Source organism: Flavobacterium sp. (genome assembly GCF_043780635.1).
Taxonomy (GTDB): domain Bacteria; phylum Bacteroidota; class Bacteroidia; order Flavobacteriales; family Flavobacteriaceae; genus Flavobacterium.
Genome location: NZ_JAYWCK010000063.1, coordinates 1 through 2,359 on the forward strand (window position 1 = coordinate 1; position 2,359 = coordinate 2,359).

The window sequence follows — 2,359 nt, forward strand, 5'->3', positions numbered from 1 at the left end:
TACCCTGCTTGTGGAAGGAGGCCATAACGAAAAAGTGGAAGTCCTGGTGTACGATATGCTTGCCAGAATGGTGAAACGCATCGAAAAAACCGACGGTCAGCCTATTCAGTTTGGTGAAGAATTGCCAAGAGGGGAATATCTTACCATTGTGAAACAAGGCGAGAACATGAAAGCCGTAAACGTGATCAAACAGTAACTATTTTTTAAATAAGCATTCAAATCAAAACCATCCCAATTTGGGGTGGTTTTTTTGTTTAAAAACGGCTTCAGTATAGTTTTGTTTTTGAGCAAAAAAGAGGCAAATAGAGTTAAGGATTTAGTCCATAATTAGTATGGGTTTTTAAGACAATTTATGGTCCATACCATAGCCCACTCAAAGCCCACCCAAAGCCCACTATAGTGTATGAAAAGTGTATCGAAAAAACAAGTGTAAATACGATGAAATATACTCCATTTATATCCCTGAATTCGCCTTAAAAAACGGCCTTAAAAAACACGAATCAAAGAAGAAGGCCTAACTTTTCAATTCTTCTGAATCCATTCATAATTCAGGATGCCAAGACCTTAGAAAACGGAATTGGCAGTGATTTTTCCGAAATGGATTACCACAACGGATGTACTTCCGGCTTGATATACTTTTCGTAGATTTGGTTCATCACCGCAATTTTCTCAGGTGTCAATATAGGTAAATCATACACCGATAAATTCGATTGTACGTGACTGGCTTTTGAGGCTCCGGGAATGATACAACTAATTTCATCAAAAGACAGAATCCATTGCAAAGCAATTGGAGCCAAATTGGTAACTCCAGGAAACAAAGCTTTCAATTCTTCCACGGCTTTTAAACCCAATTCATAATCGATTCCGGAGAAAGTTTCTCCTTTGTCGAAAGCTTCTCCGTTTCGGTTGAAGTTTCTATGGTCTTGTGCTCCAAAAATTGTTTTAGAATCGAATAATCCTGTCAAAAGTCCGCTGGCCAAAGGAACTCTGGCGATGATGCCAATGTCTCTTTTTTGAGCTTCCTTGAAAAACACTTCAGATGGTTTTTGTCGGAAAAGATTGAAAATAATTTGTATGGTGGTCACGTTTGGGTATTCAATGGCTTTCATCGCTTCATCCACTTTTTCGACGCTGACGCCCAAGTTTTGAATTTTTCCCTGCACTTTCAATCGATCAAACAATTCAAAGATTTCGGGGCGAAAATACACCTCGCTTGGTGGACAATGCAACTGGATTAAATCCAGGGTGTCAAGTCCGGTTCTTTTGAGGCTATCTTCCACGAATTTCTGCAAGACTTTAGGTTGGTAGCCTTCATTTACGTGTGGATTGACGTGTCTCCCGCATTTCGTGGCAACATAAATGCGTTCCGAACGAGAACGAACTACTCTTCCTACGGCAGTTTCACTCAATCCATTTTCATAAACATCGGCGGTATCGATAAAATTCACGCCATTATCAATAGCGGTATTGATTAACTCGTCTGCAGTCTTGTCATTGAAGGGAGAACCCCATTTTCCACCCACTTGCCATGTGCCAAGGGCTATTTCGGAGATGTTGAAATTGGTTTTTCCAAGTTTTCGATAGTTCATCTGTATTTTTTTATAGGTTAGATTTATTACTGGACATCACTTTTGCTATCGCTTTTTCTACTAAAGGATTCATTACTTCATAGCCTGCTTTATTGGGATGTACGCCATCGTCTGAATAAGCGGAGTTCAATCCTTTTTGTTCATTCACCATAGCCGAATGATAATCGAGATACAAAATCCCATTAGCATCAGCGTATTTTTGTATCATTTTATTGAGACTCGCCACCTTTTCTGCAGGTTGTTTTCCTGATGACCAAGGAAAATCATAGGCAGGCAATAGGGAACATAAAATCAGTTTAATATGGTTGGCTTTGGCCAATTCAGCCATCGAGATAATATTGTCGAATATCATTTCCACAGTTGAAGGACCTGTATTTCCAGCAATGTCATTAATCCCCGCTAATAAAACTACAACATCCGGCTTTAAGGCAATCACGTCAGGCCGGAAACGAATGAGCATTTGAGGTGTAGTTTGCCCACTAATGCCTCGATTTACATATGGCTTTCCCTTAAAAAACTCGGGGTTTATAATGGACCAGAATTCAGTAATGGAATCACCCATAAAAACGATTCTTCTTTGTTCAGGTGTCAAAGGTAGGAGAGTGGCGTTTTCTTTTTGGTATTTGTTTAAATTTGCCCAGTCCTGAGCTTCTGTGTTTTGTCCCATAAAAATTGATAAAAGAAAGATAAAGTAGATTGATTTTAGGTATTTCATTTCGGACTCAAGAATAAACAATTTGTTTATTCAACAAAAATAATGATTTCACTTA

The 2,359-nt window shown here is 38.9% G+C and carries 3 protein-coding genes; 1 reads left to right on the forward strand and 2 read right to left on the reverse strand.

What is annotated here, in order from left to right; genetic code table 11:
- Nucleotides 1-196: hypothetical protein (locus tag ACH2BV_RS05625; protein ID WP_395049747.1), on the forward strand; the 196-nt coding region annotated here is incomplete at its 5' end.
- A gap of 406 nt (nucleotides 197-602) precedes the next feature.
- Here the strand turns inward: ACH2BV_RS05625 and ACH2BV_RS05630 are convergent.
- Nucleotides 603-1,589: an aldo/keto reductase gene (locus ACH2BV_RS05630; RefSeq protein ID WP_395049748.1), complete on the reverse strand. Its 987-nt coding sequence runs from the start codon at nucleotides 1,587-1,589 to the stop codon at nucleotides 603-605.
- Nucleotides 1,590-1,599: 10 nt separating this feature from the next.
- Nucleotides 1,600-2,256 carry an SGNH/GDSL hydrolase family protein gene (locus ACH2BV_RS05635; protein ID WP_395049749.1) on the reverse strand — a complete coding sequence of 219 codons (657 nt, stop codon included), beginning with the start codon at nucleotides 2,254-2,256 and terminating at the stop codon, nucleotides 1,600-1,602.
- Nucleotides 2,257-2,359: the final 103 nt, after the last annotated feature.